The 15683-nt window shown below is 45.1% G+C and carries 20 protein-coding genes; 13 read left to right on the top strand and 7 right to left on the bottom strand.

Translation table 11 applies throughout. The annotated features are described in order from the left end of the window. Positions 1-9 precede the first annotated feature (9 nt). The 6 genes from BV11031_RS02400 to BV11031_RS02425 all read left to right on the top strand — a co-directional run bounded on the left by BV11031_RS02400 (position 10) and on the right by BV11031_RS02425 (position 6748). On the top strand, positions 10-1470 hold the full coding sequence (locus tag BV11031_RS02400; protein ID WP_010329490.1) for an o-succinylbenzoate--CoA ligase: 1461 nt from the start codon (positions 10-12) through the stop codon (positions 1468-1470). After that, complete coding sequence (gene menC / locus BV11031_RS02405) at positions 1467-2582, top strand: o-succinylbenzoate synthase (RefSeq protein WP_010329491.1); 1116 nt, start codon at positions 1467-1469, stop codon at positions 2580-2582. Before BV11031_RS02400 ends, menC begins: the two co-directional genes overlap by 4 nt. A 284-nt stretch (positions 2583-2866) precedes the next feature. Further along, complete coding sequence (locus BV11031_RS02410) at positions 2867-3787, top strand: metal ABC transporter solute-binding protein, Zn/Mn family (RefSeq protein WP_010329492.1); 921 nt, start codon at positions 2867-2869, stop codon at positions 3785-3787. 18 nt (positions 3788-3805) lie between these two features. Continuing rightward, positions 3806-4558 (top strand): metal ABC transporter ATP-binding protein, encoded by a 753-nt coding sequence (locus BV11031_RS02415; protein WP_010329493.1) that lies wholly within the window; start codon positions 3806-3808, stop codon positions 4556-4558. Positions 4559-4563: 5 nt separating this feature from the next. Next, the gene (locus tag BV11031_RS02420) at positions 4564-5871 is read left to right on the top strand and encodes a metal ABC transporter permease (protein ID WP_026014485.1); all 1308 of its coding nucleotides are present in this window, start codon (positions 4564-4566) and stop codon (positions 5869-5871) included. After that, positions 5861-6748 carry a metal ABC transporter permease gene (locus BV11031_RS02425; protein ID WP_010329495.1) on the top strand — a complete coding sequence of 296 codons (888 nt, stop codon included), beginning with the start codon at positions 5861-5863 and terminating at the stop codon, positions 6746-6748. The genes BV11031_RS02420 and BV11031_RS02425 overlap by 11 nt, the downstream gene beginning before the upstream one ends. 18 nt (positions 6749-6766) lie before the next feature. On the opposite strand, the gene BV11031_RS02430 is transcribed toward BV11031_RS02425, so the two are convergent. The 3 genes from BV11031_RS02430 to BV11031_RS02440 are packed head-to-tail and all read right to left on the bottom strand — an operon-like array spanning position 6767 to position 9394. Continuing rightward, positions 6767-6925 (bottom strand): DUF1540 domain-containing protein, encoded by a 159-nt coding sequence (locus tag BV11031_RS02430; protein ID WP_010329496.1) that lies wholly within the window; start codon positions 6923-6925, stop codon positions 6767-6769. 54 nt (positions 6926-6979) lie between these two features. Beyond that, positions 6980-8020, bottom strand: coding sequence for a cytochrome d ubiquinol oxidase subunit II (locus tag BV11031_RS02435; RefSeq protein ID WP_010329497.1), 1041 nt, complete (start codon positions 8018-8020; stop codon positions 6980-6982). Positions 8021-8062: 42 nt separating this feature from the next. Continuing rightward, positions 8063-9394, bottom strand: coding sequence for a cytochrome ubiquinol oxidase subunit I (locus BV11031_RS02440; RefSeq protein ID WP_010329498.1), 1332 nt, complete (start codon positions 9392-9394; stop codon positions 8063-8065). Positions 9395-9599: 205 nt separating this feature from the next. Between BV11031_RS02440 and BV11031_RS02445 the strand changes: the two genes are divergently transcribed. Next, a complete protein-coding gene (locus BV11031_RS02445; RefSeq protein ID WP_003219346.1) occupies positions 9600-9848 on the top strand; it encodes a type B 50S ribosomal protein L31 in 249 nt (82 codons plus the stop codon). A gap of 114 nt (positions 9849-9962) precedes the next feature. Continuing rightward, the gene (locus BV11031_RS02450; RefSeq protein WP_010329499.1) at positions 9963-10526 is read left to right on the top strand and encodes a beta-class carbonic anhydrase; all 564 of its coding nucleotides are present in this window, start codon (positions 9963-9965) and stop codon (positions 10524-10526) included. Here the strand turns inward: BV11031_RS02450 and yidD are convergent. Then, entirely contained in the window at positions 10523-10750 is a 228-nt protein-coding gene (yidD, locus tag BV11031_RS02455) for a membrane protein insertion efficiency factor YidD (protein ID WP_010329500.1), read from the bottom strand. The genes BV11031_RS02450 and yidD overlap by 4 nt on opposite strands. 126 nt (positions 10751-10876) lie before the next feature. On the opposite strand from yidD, the gene BV11031_RS02460 reads away from it, so the two are divergent. After that, positions 10877-11350, top strand: a complete 474-nt coding sequence (locus BV11031_RS02460) for an S-ribosylhomocysteine lyase (protein WP_010329501.1) — start codon at positions 10877-10879, stop codon at positions 11348-11350. Positions 11351-11472: 122 nt separating this feature from the next. Next, the gene (locus BV11031_RS02465; protein ID WP_010329502.1) at positions 11473-11913 is read left to right on the top strand and encodes a FixH family protein; all 441 of its coding nucleotides are present in this window, start codon (positions 11473-11475) and stop codon (positions 11911-11913) included. Here the strand turns inward: BV11031_RS02465 and ytzI are convergent. Next, complete coding sequence (gene ytzI, locus BV11031_RS02470; RefSeq protein WP_010329503.1) at positions 11907-12047, bottom strand: YtzI protein; 141 nt, start codon at positions 12045-12047, stop codon at positions 11907-11909. The two genes, BV11031_RS02465 and ytzI, sit on opposite strands and share 7 nt — an antisense overlap. 131 nt (positions 12048-12178) lie before the next feature. Between ytzI and BV11031_RS02475 the strand changes: the two genes are divergently transcribed. The 3 genes from BV11031_RS02475 (at position 12179) to ytkD (ending at position 13877) form a co-directional block, all read left to right on the top strand. Further along, a complete protein-coding gene (locus BV11031_RS02475) occupies positions 12179-12616 on the top strand; it encodes a Dps family protein (RefSeq protein WP_010329504.1) in 438 nt (145 codons plus the stop codon). A gap of 167 nt (positions 12617-12783) precedes the next feature. After that, entirely contained in the window at positions 12784-13188 is a 405-nt protein-coding gene (locus BV11031_RS02480; RefSeq protein ID WP_010329505.1) for a phage holin family protein, read from the top strand. 212 nt (positions 13189-13400) lie between these two features. After that, complete coding sequence (gene ytkD / locus BV11031_RS02485; RefSeq protein ID WP_010329506.1) at positions 13401-13877, top strand: RNA deprotection pyrophosphohydrolase; 477 nt, start codon at positions 13401-13403, stop codon at positions 13875-13877. A 226-nt stretch (positions 13878-14103) separates the two neighbouring features. Here ytkD and BV11031_RS02490 read toward each other — a convergent pair whose 3' ends face one another. Continuing rightward, positions 14104-14916 (bottom strand): ABC transporter permease, encoded by an 813-nt coding sequence (locus BV11031_RS02490; RefSeq protein WP_010329507.1) that lies wholly within the window; start codon positions 14914-14916, stop codon positions 14104-14106. After that, a complete protein-coding gene (locus BV11031_RS02495; protein ID WP_010329508.1) occupies positions 14891-15673 on the bottom strand; it encodes an ABC transporter ATP-binding protein in 783 nt (260 codons plus the stop codon). The genes BV11031_RS02490 and BV11031_RS02495 overlap by 26 nt, the downstream gene beginning before the upstream one ends. Positions 15674-15683: the final 10 nt, after the last annotated feature.

Below are 15683 nucleotides of genomic sequence, written 5' to 3' on the forward strand. Positions count from 1 at the left end.
GATGATGACATGCTGACAGAACAGCCCAACTGGCTCATGCAGCGGGCACAGCTGACACCTGAGAGAATCGCTCTCATCTATGGAAACCAAACCGTAACATTTGCAGAATTGTTTGCGGCGTCTAAGCAGATGGCGGCGCAGTTTGCTGCTCATTCGGTTCGGAAAGGAGACACCGCGGCCATTTTGCTCCAAAACCGTGCCGAGATGGTATACGCCATTCATGCTTGTTTTTTGCTTGGTGTGAAGGCGGTACTTTTGAACACGAAGCTTTCAACACATGAAAGGCTGTTTCAGCTGGAGGATTCCAGGGCTCGCGTTTTAGTGACAGATTCAAGCTTTGACAAGCATCATTATGGGCACATCGTTCAAACCATTGATGTGGATGAATTGATGAAAGGGGCCGCGGTGGAAATTGAGATCCAGGCTTATATGCAATTGGATCAAACAGCAACCCTGATGTATACGTCGGGTACGACCGGCAAGCCCAAGGGGGTTCAGCAGACTTTCGGAAACCATTATTTCAGTGCGGTGTCATCCGCGCTTAATTTGGGTATAACAGAACAAGACCGCTGGCTTATCGCATTGCCGCTCTTTCACATTAGCGGATTGTCCGCGTTATTTAAATCTGTGATCTACGGAATGACTGTCGTGCTTCACCAGCGTTTTTCAGTAAGCGATGTGCTGGATTCTATCAACAGGCATCAAGTGACCATGTTATCTGCCGTGCAGACGATGCTGGCCAGTCTTTTGGCCGAAACAAGCCGCTGCCCTGAATCCATCAGATGCATTCTGCTCGGCGGAGGCCCTGCGCCGCTGCCATTGCTTGAGGAATGCCGTGAGAAAGGATTCCCTGTCTTTCAATCATATGGGATGACAGAGACATGTTCACAAATTGTGACCCTGTCACCGGAATTTAGTATGCAAAAGCTCGGATCTGCGGGTAAACCGCTGTTTTCATGCGAAATTAAAATAGAGCGGGACGGACAGGCATGTAAACCGTTTGAACACGGTGAAATCATGGTCAAAGGCCCGAACGTTATGAAAAGCTATTTTAACCGGGAGAGCGCTAATGAATCATCCTTTCAAAATGGCTGGCTGAAAACAGGTGATCTTGGGTATTTGGACAGTGAAGGCTTTCTATATGTATTAGACAGGCGTTCAGATCTGATCATATCAGGCGGAGAAAATATTTATCCGGCTGAAGTGGAATCTGTGCTGCTCTCACACCCCGCTGTGGCCGAAGCTGGTGTTTCTGGGGCTGAGGACAAAAAATGGGGGAAAGTGCCTCACGCCTTTTTAGTCCTGCACAAGCCTGTAAGCGCAGAAGACTTGACCGCCTACTGCAAAGAACGTTTGGCGAAGTATAAAATTCCTGTGAAATTTTTCCGGCTTGATCGCCTGCCGCGCAATGCGTCTAATAAGCTTTTGCGAAATCAGCTGAAGGATGCGCGTAAAGGAGAACTGCTATGATCGAAATAGAGAAAATTACGCTTTACCATTTGAGCATGAAATTAAAAAAACCGTTTAAAAACAGTATTGAAACGCTTCAAGAGCGTAAATTTCTGATCGTGGAAGCCATTGATATATCCGGTGTCACAGGCTGGGGAGAAGTGTCTGCGTTCTCTTCGCCTTGGTACACCGAGGAAACCATTGGAACATGTTTGCACATGCTGAAGGATTTTTTTATTCCCAATGTTGTCGGGCGTGAATTCAATCACCCTTCCGACGTGCCGGACAGCCTGGCGCGCTATAAAGGCAACCGGATGGCAAAAGCGGGACTTGAGTCGGCTGTGTGGGATATCTATGCGAAAAAGAAGGGCATATCTCTCGCCGAGGCATTGGGCGGGACGAGAGAAAAAGTCCCTGCCGGGGTGGTTGTCGGCTTGGCGCCTCTTGATGATATGCTGAAGGAAATTGAGAGCTATCAAAAAGAGGGTTATCAACGAATAAAAATCAAAATTCAGCCGGGACAGGATGTGGAATTGGTCAAGGCCATCCGGACCAGGTTCCCAAACATCCCGCTTATGGCCGATGCCAATTCCTCCTATGAGCTGAAGGATATCAGCCGCTTAAAGGAGCTTGATGACTATCATTTAATGATGATTGAGCAGCCGCTTCAAGCTGATGACATCGTTGACCACCGCCACTTGCAGAAACATTTGAAAACAGCCATTTGCCTTGATGAAAGCATTTGTTCAGCTGATGATGCGAGACGGGCGATTGAGCTCGGAAGCTGCAAAATCATTAATATTAAGCCTTCCCGTGTCGGCGGCTTAACAGAAGCCTTAAAAATTCATGATTTATGCAGAGAGCATCATATGCAGGTTTGGTGCGGCGGAATGCTGGAAACAGGCATTTCCAGAGCCCAGAACGTGGCGCTTGCTTCACTGCCGCAATTCACAATACCTGGTGATATTTCATCGTCATCACGCTATTGGGATGAGGATATTGTAACCCCTGATATCCGTATTGATAATGGATTTATTTCTGTGTCCAAACAGCCGGGTTTAGGGGTTGAGGTGAACCAGGAAATCATGCGGAAATATGTGACCAAAATGGATGTTTTCACGCAGCATGGATAAGAAAAAAAGCATTTTGGCATTTTGAGAGAATGTCAATGTGCTGTTATAGTAAAAGCGTTCGTTGAATACATCCCTTCTCGTTTGGACCGGCTGCTAACCCAGCCGGTTTTTTTATATGCAAAATTGCACTTGACAAAAATGGACAAACGCGATAATTTTGCACTGAGGAAACTTTTTGTCCTATCTAAATAAAATATGCTTTTGTCTAATTTAATGTCACATGTCTAAGAAATCAAATCATAAAATAATACCACCGGACATTGATGGCAAAGAGGAGGGAAAATATGAAACAGGGACTGATGGCAGTAGTGCTTTTGGCCTGCTTTGCTTTAACGGGATGCGGGGTTGATTCAGCGGGAAAAAGCGCCGACCAGCGCCTGCAGGTGACGGCAACAACATCCCAAATTGCCGATGCAGCCGAAAACATCGGAGGAAAACATGTGAAAGTTACCGCTTTAATGGGACCGGGAGTCGATCCGCATCTTTATAAAGCGTCACAAGGTGACACGAAAAAATTAATGTCAGCCGATGTTGTCCTGTACAGCGGATTGCATTTGGAAGGAAAAATGGAGGACATTCTCAAAAAGATCGGCGAACAAAAACAAGCAGCAGCAGTTACTGAGGCAATACCGAAAAACAAGCTTATTTCTGCGGGAGAAGGCAAAACGTTTGATCCGCACGTTTGGTTCAGCATTCCTTTATGGATCTATGCCGTGGATGAAATCGAAGCGCAATTCAGCAAAGCGATGCCTGAGCACACGGAAGATTTTAAGAAAAATGCAAAAGAGTACAAAAAGGATTTGGAATATTTAGATAAGTGGTCACGTCAGGAGATTGCAAACATTCCGGAGAAAAGCCGTGTGCTGGTCACCGCTCACGATGCTTTTGCGTACTTTGGGAAAGAGTATGGATTTCAAGTGAAAGGCCTTCAGGGGTTAAGCACAGATTCTGATTACGGATTGAAGGACGTGCAGGAGCTGGTCGATCTCCTGACAGAAAAACATATAAAATCGGTTTTTATCGAAAGCAGCGTATCTGAAAAATCAATAAATGCAGTGGTGGAAGGCGCTAAAGAAAAAGGCCATACAGTCACGATCGGCGGCCAGCTCTACTCGGATGCCATGGGTGAAAAGGGGACAAAAGAAGGCACATACGAAGGGATGTTCCGCCACAATATCAGTACCATTACCAAAGCGCTTAAATAAAGAAAAGAGGTGAAGAATATGTTCCCTGTTGAGCTCGAGAATGTAACGGTCGCATTTCATAAAAAGCCGGTTCTGCAGGACATTTCACTGCAAGTGCCTGAAGGAAAGCTAATTGGCATTATCGGTCCAAACGGCGCGGGAAAATCAACCTTGATTAAAACCATTCTTGGTCTTGTGCCCCGGGCTTCAGGAGACATCTCTATTTACGGCAAAGCTTATCAGAATCAGCGGACAAGAATCGGATATGTTCCGCAGCGCGGATCGGTTGACTGGGATTTTCCCACAAACGCGCTTGATGTCGTACTGATGGGACGATACGGGCGGATTGGTTTATTGAAAAGGCCAAAAAAAGCCGATGTTGAATTAGCACAAGCCGCTTTAGAAAAAGTTGGGATGCTTGATTATGCGAAAAGGCAGATCAGCCAGCTCTCAGGAGGCCAGCAGCAGCGGGTGTTTCTTGCCCGGGCGCTATGCCAGGACGCTGACATTTATTTTATGGATGAACCGTTTGCCGGCGTTGATGCAGCGACGGAGCGGGCAATTATGACGCTTTTGGCAGAACTCAAAGAAAAAGGAAAAACAGTGCTTGTCGTCCACCATGATCTGCAGACTGCCGAGGATTATTTCGATTGGATACTCCTGCTTCATCTAAGAAAGATCGCTTTCGGACCGGCGGAAAACGTATTTACGATCGAAAACCTGCAAAAAACGTATGGAGGAAAGCTGGCGTTTTTAAAAGATAAAGTGCTGGCAGAAGAGCAGAAGGGGTGAGCGCATTGTTTGAAAGTTTGTGGCTGCAGCTCCAGCATCCGAATACACAGTGGGTGCTGGCGGGTACGCTTTTACTCGGGGCGGCAAGCGGAGTTTTAGGCAGCTTTGTGCTGTTAAGAAAGCAAAGTTTAATCGGCGATGCGATGGCCCATTCAGCTCTGCCGGGAGTGTGTCTCGCTTTTTTGTTTACCGGGCAAAAATCACTGCCGTTCTTTTTGCTTGGGGCAGCACTTGCCGGGCTCCTTGGAATGTGGTGCATTCAGCTGATTCCGCGGCTTTCAAAAACAAAAGAGGACTCGGCGATCGGGATCGTTCTTTCTGTGTTTTTTGGCGTCGGAATCATATTGCTGACATATATTCAGCAGCAGGGAGCGGGGAGCCAAAGCGGGCTTGATTCTTTTTTATTCGGCCAGGCGGCTTCATTGGTCAGGCAGGATATCATGCTGATTGCGGGGGTATCGGCAGTTTTGTTGCTCCTTTGTATTGTTTTCTTTAAGGAGTTTACATTCATTACTTTTGATCTTGCGTTTGCAAAGGGATTAGGAATACCGGTGCGTTTTTTAAACGGGCTTCTGGCTTGCCTGATCGTCTGTGCTGTTGTTATCGGGCTTCAGACCGTCGGTGTGATATTAATGGCGGCTATGCTGATTACGCCTGCCATAGCCGCAAGATATTGGACCGAGCGATTAACAGGAATGATAGTCATTGCCGGTCTCATAGGCGGTGTAAGCGGCGCAGCCGGAACCTTGCTTAGCACGACGATGAAGGGTATGGCGACAGGGCCATTAATGATCATATCAGCAACAGCGATTTTTCTATTTTCAATGATTTGCGCACCGAAGCGGGGATTGGCAGCAAAAACAATAAGGCTGATCAGGCTGCGGCGCAAAACATGCCGGGATCAGGTGCTGCTGACAATTTATGAGCAGTATGAACAGAACGGTCTTGATGTAACGGCTGAAGGTGTAAGAAAGAAAAGACGGGTATCCCCTTCATTATGCCATAAGGTATTGAATGACTTGGAAAAAGAGCGATGCATTGTGCGTATTGAAAAGGGACTTTGGCAAATGACACGGGCCGGAATAGAAAAAGGCTATCACATCGCTTTAAAGCATCGAATGTATGAGGTGTACCTCATGCATGAAATGGAGCTTGCGAATATAGAAATTGATCAGGAGCATTTTGATCCGGATCGTTTGCCTGAGGAAACGAGAGAGCGGCTTTTTTCACTTTTAAAGCTGTATGGACGGATGCCTGAGCTTCAAAAGGCGTCTCCTGAATCAGAGAAGGGACAGATCGCAAATGAGTTTTGAAGCGTGGATTATAGCTACTGGTATATTAGTCGGTGTAAGCTGCGCGCTGATCGGCACCTTTCTCGTGTTGAGAAGAATGGCGATGCTGGCCGACGCGATCAGCCATACAGTGTTGCTGGGCATTGTCGGTGCTTTTCTCGTGACAGGAAGTCTTGACGGGATACCCATGTTAATTGGCGCGGCCGTATCTGGACTGTTAACGGCATTTTTGGTTCAGCTACTCCACAGCAAGGGGGTTCAATCTGATGCCGCTATAGGCGTTGTTTTTACATCTTTATTTGCGGTGGGCGTGATTTTGCTTTCTATGTATGGAGCGAATGTCCATCTCGATATTGAGCACTCGTTAATGGGGGAAATCGCTTTTGTGCCGTGGAATACAATCACAGTATTCGGAGCTGACATCGGGCCGAAAGCGTTTTGGATGCTGGCATCTGTTTTGGTGATAAATGTAGTGTTGATCAGTGTGTGCTATAAGGAGTTCAAAATCGCTTCGTTTGATCCGCAAATGGCTTTAGCGCTCGGTATACCTGTGTTGCTGATTCATTATGTGCAAATGGGCATGCTCTCCCTCACGACCGTGGCTTCCTTTGATTCAGTGGGGGCTGTATTGGTTGTGGCCATGCTGATTGTCCCGCCAGCTGCGGCTCATTTGCTGACAGACCGGCTTCTATATATGCTGATCCTCAGCGCCGTGATTGGAGGGCTGTCGGCAGTTATGGGCTACTTCTTTGCAACATGGCTGAATGTTTCGATTTCCGGAGCGATGGCAGCCATGACAGGTGTATGGTATGCAGGCGCCTTATTGTTCTCACCTGCAAACGGGGTCATGACAAAAAAGATAAGAACACTGAACATGCGAAAAGAAAGAGCTGGCTGACGCAGCTCTTTCTTGTGATTACAAATCATGCGGTTTAAACGTTTTGCAGTCCGTTTCCCGGCTGTTATCAGCCGTTTCACCCGTATGGCTGACCACATAAATGGCATCAGCAGTGCATTTGTTTCCTTTGCCCCAATAAGTACAGTTGTTGACCTCGCATAGAATTTTCTGCTCCATGCCATCCCCTCCTTATTAAAGGTTCTGGCTTAGTATGACCGGCGTACTTGTCCTCTATTCCTCTTGGCGGATATAACGCTTATCCTTCATAAACATTTTCCAGAAGAAAAAGAAACCGGGAAAGAGGATGATAAATGCAACGATATATGTCGCAAATAGCGCTCTGAACGTTGCCGGCTCTGTAAATCCCGACATGATTGTCACATCAGGGTAAATCATGTACGGAAGATGCGCCCGCCCGTACGCATAGCTGGCGAGAAAATACTGTACCGCAATCGCGATAAGTGCAAGCCGCGGCTTTCCGATGTTTTGGCTAAAGCTTTTATTAGGCAGAAACAGAGCGACTCCCGCAATGACAAATGTAATAAAGGAGGCGATAATCCAAGTGAGATCATTCATCATTCCGCTATACAGCCAGTTTGCTTCATTTCGCAATGTCAGCATAATGCATATTGCAAACAGGAGTGAAATCGGGCCGGTAATTAAGGCGCTTTTTCTGTAAGCGCGGTACGCATCCTGTTCCTCCGCCACATTTGAAAAATCAGCAAGCAGCAGCGAGGACAAGAACAGAGTGGTTAAAATCGCAAACCCGATGAATGAATAGGCGTTCGGGCTTGAAAAGATTTTAGACATATTCAAGTTGTAAATTCCGTCCGTTTTTTCTATAAACCCTCCGTGTGTCACAGGAAGGACCAAAATTAAAATAGCTGGTATGAGAAAACCCGAGATACCGGAAATATATCGCAGTGTTTTTCGTTCTTTCGCTGTGTTTGAAAAAACGAGAAAGCCGCTTCGGATCGCTAAAAGCAGTAAAATCATGCTGCCGGGAATTAATAAAACGGTTCCGAGCACAAATGTCGCGCCGGGAAAAAAGCTGAAAAGCGCCACGACGATGGCCACAATAAAAACGTTTGTGACTTCCCAAGTAGGAGACAGAAATCGGTTCGCAATATCGGTCGCCTTCATGTGCTCCTTGTTTAAATAGATCATAGACCAAAATCCCGCTCCGAAATCCATTGTCGCCATAACGGCGTAGATAAACACAAAGCCCCAGATAATTGAGATGGCGATCAGAGCGTCAGTTGTAATGTCCATTTGTTGATCTTCCTTCCATTTGGTTTCCTGTGTCCGGAATCGTTACGACTCCGTTGCATTTAAGTCTTCGTCGACCGGGTGTTTGCGGAAATAGTACAGCAGCACATAAACGACTGCAGCGCCCAACACGGCGTAAACGAATGTGAAAAATAAGAAAAGAATTCCGATCGAGCCGGTCGTCGTCACGACATCCGATGTTTTCTGGAGGTGATAGATGACCCATGGCTGCCTTCCCGTACAGGCGAAAATCCAGCCGAATTCAATGCCGATGATGCTAAAAGGGCCTGCCGTCATAAAAATGACCAAAAGCCACGTTGGGAAACGGTCTTTCTTGAGCACCTTTTTCCATACGATACCGATAATGGAATAGAGAATAAGCAGCATACCAACCCCGACCATCGCATTAAACAGCGTGTGAACGAACAGCGGCGGCCATTCGTCTTTTGGAAACGCATTTAATCCTTTTACAACAGTGTCAAAACGGTCGGCTGCCAAAAAGCTTAACGCCCATGGAATTTCGATGGCCCATTTTACTTTTTCTTCATTCGGATCGGTAAAACCGCCGATCGCAAGCGGGGCGTGAGACGTTGTTTCAAACAAACCTTCGGCCGCGGCTAATTTTTCGGGCTGGTATTCGTGCAGCATCTGAGCTGATTCGTGGCCGTTCAATGCTGTCACCAATGAAAAAATACCGCCAATTGTCAATGAAAGCAAAAGCGCTTTCCGGTGAAAGCGATAGATGTTTTCCTTTTTTCGCGACCGGATCATTTTGTATGCGGCGACAGAAGCGACGATAAAGGCCCCCGTCATAAACGCGGACACGACGACATGGCCGGCGGTGACAAAAAAACTCGGGTTGAAAAACGCGGCCCACGGATCAACATCAGTAATGTTTCCATTTTCCATTTTGAAACCAGCAGGCGTGCCTTCAAAGGCGTGAACATTCGTGATGAGAACAGCTGACGCTGCGGCTCCGACTAACACAAAGAAAACGGCAACAATCCTCATAGCCGGCGACAAGCGGTCTGCGGCGTATACATAGATCGACATGAATAGGGCTTCCACAAAAAAAGCATAAATCTCAATTTGAAACGGCAGGGACATGACTCGGCCGATGACTTCCATAAATCCCGGCCATAGCAGCGCGAGCTGGGTGCCCGCAATCGTCCCGGTCGGTATGGCGACCCCAAGCAAAACGGCTTGTGCTTTTGTCCACCTTTTCGCCATGATCGCATAATGGTCATCTTTCGTTTTTTGATAGACCAATTCAGCCACTAATATCATGAGCGGCAGACCGACCCCTAGCGTTGCAAAAATGATATGAAAGCCCATTGTCGTGCCAAAGAGGCTTCTGGCCAATACTAAATCATCCACAATCGTAAACCACCTTTCTCAAAAGACGTTCTGTATGTATTTTGGGTTTATTATTTGCTTCCTCGTTTAGATTATTCTTCCTATTCTTCAATGCCAGGAGGTTTACGGTATGGAAACACAGGGAAGAATGTAAGAAGATTGACAAAATGTTTGTGAAGATATAGAATAAAACGTAATTATTACGATTTGAAAGAAGGAGATAGATATGAAAGAAGGAATTCATCCAAAGAACCACAAGGTCATTTTTCAGGATGTCAACAGCGGCTACCGTTTTCTCAGCACCTCTACTAAAACCTCTAATGAAACGGCAGAGTGGGAAGACGGAAACACATATCCGGTCATTAAAGTAGAGGTCAGCTCTGACACGCATCCGTTTTATACAGGCCGTCAGAAATTTAATGAAAAAGGCGGAAGAGTGGAGCAGTTCAAAAAACGCTATAACATGGGGAAATGAGGCAGACCTGAGGGTTTGCCTTTTTTCATGCGCGGGTTGATTTCGATAAGATGACGAAAAGCCAAATGCTGTGATATATTGAAGAGTAAAAAGACCAGAAAGGATCAACAAGCGATGAGCCTACTAAATGATATTCTCGAATTTAACAAGACATTTACTGAACAAAGAGATTATGAAAAATATCAAACTTCAAAATTTCCAGATAAAAAAATGGCGATTCTTTCTTGCATGGATACTCGTTTGGTCGAATTGCTTCCGCATTCAATGAATATGAGAAACGGTGATGTGAAAATCATTAAAAGTGCCGGTGCGCTTGTGACACATCCATTCGGAAGCATTATGAGAAGTTTGCTCGTCGCAGTGTATGAGCTGAACGCCGATGAGGTATGTGTGATTGGGCATCACGATTGCGGAATGAGCAAAATCAGCAGTGAGAGCATGCTGAAAAGAATCAAAGAAAGAGGAATTTCCGAAGAACGCATCAATACATTAAAGTATTCCGGTGTCGACTTTGATCAATGGTTTAAAAGCTTTGATTCAGTAGAAGCAAGTGTGAAAGACAGTGTACACGTTATTAAACATCATCCGCTGTTTCCAGAAAATGTTCCAGTCCATGGCCTAGTTATTGATCCTGAAACAGGGAAATTGGATCTTATTGTAAACGGCTATAACGATTAATGTTTTCGTTTCTTTTCAGGAACGGGATCGACTCCTCCCGGATGGAGCGGGTGGCATTTCATAATCCGTTTGATGGTCAGCCATCCGCCTTTTAAAGCGCCGTGCGTTTTCAATGCTTCAATTCCATACTGGGAACAAGTCGGATAGAAGCGGCATGTTGGCGGTGTTAGCGGCGAGATGAATTTTTGATATCCTCTAATCAGAGTGATAAATAGGGTTTTCATATGTCTTCAGCAACCTTTCTGATGCCAGTATAAGAAAAAAAACGCAAATTGAAAAGTTATTCGATCATTCTTATCGGAACGCTATGTTATAATGAAATTACATTTTTAAAAGAGGAGAGTGCCATTATGCCTTCAGTAGAAAGTTTTGAGCTAGATCATAATGCTGTTGTTGCTCCATACGTAAGACATTGCGGCGTGCATAAAGTAGGAACAGACGGCGTTGTAAATAAATTTGATATTCGTTTTTGCCAGCCGAATAAACAGGCGATGAAGCCTGACACTATTCATACACTTGAGCATTTGCTCGCGTTCACGATTCGTTCTCACGCTGAGAAATACGATCATTTTGATATCATTGATATTTCACCAATGGGCTGCCAAACCGGCTATTATCTTGTTGTGAGCGGAGAACCTTCACCAGAGGAAATTGTTGATCTTCTTGAAGACACAATGAAGGAAGCGGTAGAGATTACCGAAATTCCGGCTGCGAATGAAAAGCAGTGCGGCCAAGCGAAGCTTCATGATCTGGAAGGCGCTAAACGTTTCATGCGTTTCTGGCTGTCACAGGATAAAGAAGAATTGCTGAAAGTATTTGGATAAAGATAAAAAGACCTTTTTGCGCTTATGCAAAAAGGTCTTTTTTGTGACGTATCATTTTTTATGTACCATTTACTGTAAGCGTTTGCTACTATTTAAGTAAACGATGAAAGAAGGGTGATGGCATGAAAAAGAGGTTAGTTGTTCTGCTTTTTTCTGCTTTTTTGCTTAGTGGCTGCGGATCTGGTGAAACCAAAGCAAACAATGCAGCTGAGACACCTGAGGTTTTGGATGTCAAGCTGACCGGCCCTGAAAAAGTAAATCCCGGAGAAAGTGCCGCATATGAAGCAGCGGTATCATATGGTGACGAAGCGGTGATGGACGCCGATGAAGTGGAGTTTGAAGTGTGGAAAGAAGGAGAAAAAGACGCCAGCCACATGTTTAAAGCAAAGCAAGAAAAAGGCGTGTACCGATTGGAAACAACGTTTAAGGAAGATGGGATATACACTGTTCAATCCCATGTCACAGCAAAAAAACAGCATAGCATGCCGACCATAAAAGTCCAAGTCGGGGACGCCGATGCTGCCGGCAATCAGTCTGAAGACGAGCATTCACACGATCATTGACTGTTTGAATTAGAGTTTGGTTCTTGCGGAGGATCGATGGTGTGCTTTACATTGTAGGCTTTTACTGTGGTCCAAATGGTTACAAGCAAAACAGCCAGCACAATCAATATACTTACCGGAATGAGAAGCGCCATGACATTCCACCTCCCGTTTTTTAACAATTGTAGCATAGGAAAGCAAATCGTGACAGATAAGGGTAAAAAAGAGGTTTTAGCGTACGATATAGAGGGTATACATATTCATATAAACAAGGAGGAAGATAATCATGTCAGAACAATTGATTCAAGCAGTGAACAAACAAGTCGCCAACTGGACAGTCATGTATGTGAAACTACATAATTATCATTGGTATGTGAAAGGGAAAGATTTCTTCACTCTTCATGAAAAGTTTGAAGAGTTGTATAACGAAACAGCCACTTATATCGATGATTTGGCAGAGCGTCTTTTGGCGCTGAACGGAAAACCGATTGCGACGATGAAGGAATCCTTGGAAACGGCTTCTGTAAAAGAAGCGGAAGGAAATGAAACAGCTGAACAAATGGTTCAGAGCGTATATGATGATTTCACTGTCATCGCGGAAGAGCTGAAAAGCGGCATGGATTTAGCTGATGAAGTCGGTGACGAAACAACAGGGGATATGCTGCTTGCGATCCATCAAAATATTGAAAAACACAATTGGATGCTGAAAGCTTATCTGGGGTAAATGCAAAAAAGAAAGGCCGGATGTCTTATATATAGACGTCCGGCTTTTGATGTTGTATCTGAAAAAAATAGGCGACAACCAGTCCATTTTTCTGAAAAATCCAATCCGTTCGGCTTGTTTTCCATAGAATATGGTAAGGCCGTTTCTGTGAAAGGATGTTGGGATAAATGGATAGAGACTTTGGCATCTTTTCGTTTTTAACAGTCAGCGTTTCAGCAGCGGGTTTTTTCTTTGGCGGTTTTCAGTATTCATTTCTGATTTTGCTCTCTCTTATGGCAATTGAATTTATCAGTACGACCTTGAAGGAATCGATTATTCACAAGTTGGTGTTTAAAAAGGTATTTGCCCGGCTTGTCAAAAAACTAGTCACGCTGGCTCTGATCTCTGTTTGCCACTTTTTTGATCAGCTGCTGAATGCACAGGGGTCAATACGTGACTTGGCAATCATGTTTTATATTCTTTATGAATCTGTGCAAATTGTAGTGACAGCCAGCTCTCTCGGCATACCTGTTCCTCAGATGCTTGTCGATCTTTTAGACACGTTAAAAAATAAATTCAAGCGCAAACCGTAACTTTTAACTATTCACAGGCCATAATAAAGCCCAGAGCGTCAGTCGCACATTCTGGCAAAAGACACGGCAAAAACCTGTACGAGCTAGTCTATCTGTTTTTTAGACCCTGATGGCGTGCTGGGCTTCCTTATTTTTTGATAAAGGGCTTCCGAAGAAACATAACTGTGGTATGATGTATGGAAGATAGCTAGGAACGGATTTGAGGGATAAACATGTACGAGTTTAAAGATTATTATCAGAATACTGTTCAGCTTTCCTTTGACGATCAGCCTTTCTCGGACAGCCCGAAGCACGTCTGGGTGATTTGCCGTTTTGGCGGCAAATGGCTTTTAACAGAACATGAGGACAGAGGCTATGAGTTTCCAGGCGGGAAAGTAGAGCCGATGGAGTGCGCAGAAGAGGCGGCGCTCCGGGAAGTGAAGGAAGAGACGGGTGCGAGAGTGAAAAGCCTCAAGTACCTCGGACAGTATAAAGTTCTCGGTAAAGAAAAAGTGATTGTGAAAAATATATATTTTGCAGATATAGAAAAGCTTGAAAAGCAAGCTGATTACTTTGAAACGAAAGGCCCGGTTTTGTTTCATGAGCTTCCGGAAAACCTTTCCCGCAATAAAAAATTCAGCTTTATCATGAAGGATTCCGTTCTTCCGATCAGTTTGAAAAAACTAAAAGAAACTGGATGGATTGAATGAAAACCCGGCACTTGTGCCGGGTTTCAGATTGTTGACAAAGTCATAAAACGGTTTTCGTTTTATGACTTTGTCATCTTTTCAGCGTGATTGAAAACCTTTGAAGTCTAGGAAGAACGAGCATTGGAGCGCAGCGAATGTAGTAATTCGTGAGCACCAACGCGCAGGACTGACAACGAATGCGAGGGTTTGTCGACACGCTGAAAACCCGGCACTTGTGCCGGGTTTTTTATGTCCTGCCCTTCGTCCATTTCTTTTCCAGCAGCTCTACGCCCTGATACATCAAAGTGGCGAATACGGCGATGATCAGCAGGCTTAAGAAGACGAGCGTAAAATTGAAAACTTGAAAACCGTAAATAATCATATATCCTAATCCGATCTTGGAAACAAGGAATTCCCCTACGATGACGCCAACCCATGATAAACCGACGTTTACTTTCAGTGTTGAAATAATGGCAGGGGAGGATGCGGGCAGAATCACTTCTTTAAAAATGGTCCATTTCTTTGCGCCAAATGTTTTCATGACTTTTATATAGTTTTCGTCAATCTCCTGGAAGGCGGTGTATACAACGATGGTTGTGATAATCACGCTGATGATGGCCCCCATCGCAATAATGCTGATCAAACTGGGGCCGAGTGCGACAATCAGAATCGGGCCCAGCGCCACTTTCGGCATTGCATTCAAAATAACAAGATACGGATCTAAAATCCTGGCAAGCCGGTTGGACCACCATAACAAAGCCGCAAGGCACGTGCCCATAAACGTTCCAAGCAAAAAGCCAAGCACCGTTTCAAATAAAGTGACACCGATATGAGACAATAAAGACCCGTCACCGAGCTTCTCCAGCAATAAGTTCCATACAGAAGACGGGGCGCTGAAGATCAGCGGATCGATCCAGCCGAGCCTGCTGGAGATTTCCCACCCAGAGAAAAAGAGAATAAATATGGCAAGCTGAAAGGAATGGACATTCCATTTTTCCTTTTTCTGCTTGAATTGATATTGCTCGTGAAGGAGATCAATGGTTTCTTTGCTGTTTCTCAAGAGAATTCAGCTCCTTCCATATCGTTTGAAACAGCGTTTGGAAAGATGGCTCTTGACGGGCGTCAAAGGGCATCATCGCGGCCAATTCTTTAGGAATGTTAAAAATCTGATGGATGGTGCCCGGCTGATTTGAAAATAAAAAGATCGTATCGCTCATCGCTATCGCTTCTCCAATATCATGAGTGACAAGCACTGCTGTTTTTTGATAATCCTTTAATGTGCGGAAAACCAGGTTTTCAAGTGACAGCTTTGTCTGAAAATCAAGCGCGGAAAATGGCTCATCCAGCAAAAGCAGACTTGGATTTGGGGCAAGAGTCCTTGCAAGCGCGGCCCGCTGGCGCATCCCGCCCGACAGCTCTTTCGGATATTTTTTCTCCACATCTGTGAGACCAAACTTAGACAATAGACCGAGTGCAGCGGCCTTGCTTTCTTCTGTCAACGCGTCGGCGACTTTTAAACCGAGAAGCACATTTTCCTCGATGGATTTCCAGGGAAATAAGTAATCCTGCTGAAGCATATAGCCGATGTTATGTTCTTTTTGATTTGGCTCCCGGCCTTCAATCAGAACTCTGCCTTCCGATGGCTCTATCAAGCCGGCGATAATGGAAAGCAGTGTTGTTTTTCCGCAGCCGCTTGGGCCGAGAAATGAGATGAAATCACCTTTTTCGGCATCGAAATGAATATCACGCACGGCCGTCGTTTTTTCTTTAATAGAAAAATAAGTATGGGTTACATGGTCGACATGTAAGAAAGACATAGATGGGCCT

The organism is Bacillus vallismortis, from assembly GCF_004116955.1.
Lineage (GTDB): Bacteria > Bacillota > Bacilli > Bacillales > Bacillaceae > Bacillus > Bacillus vallismortis.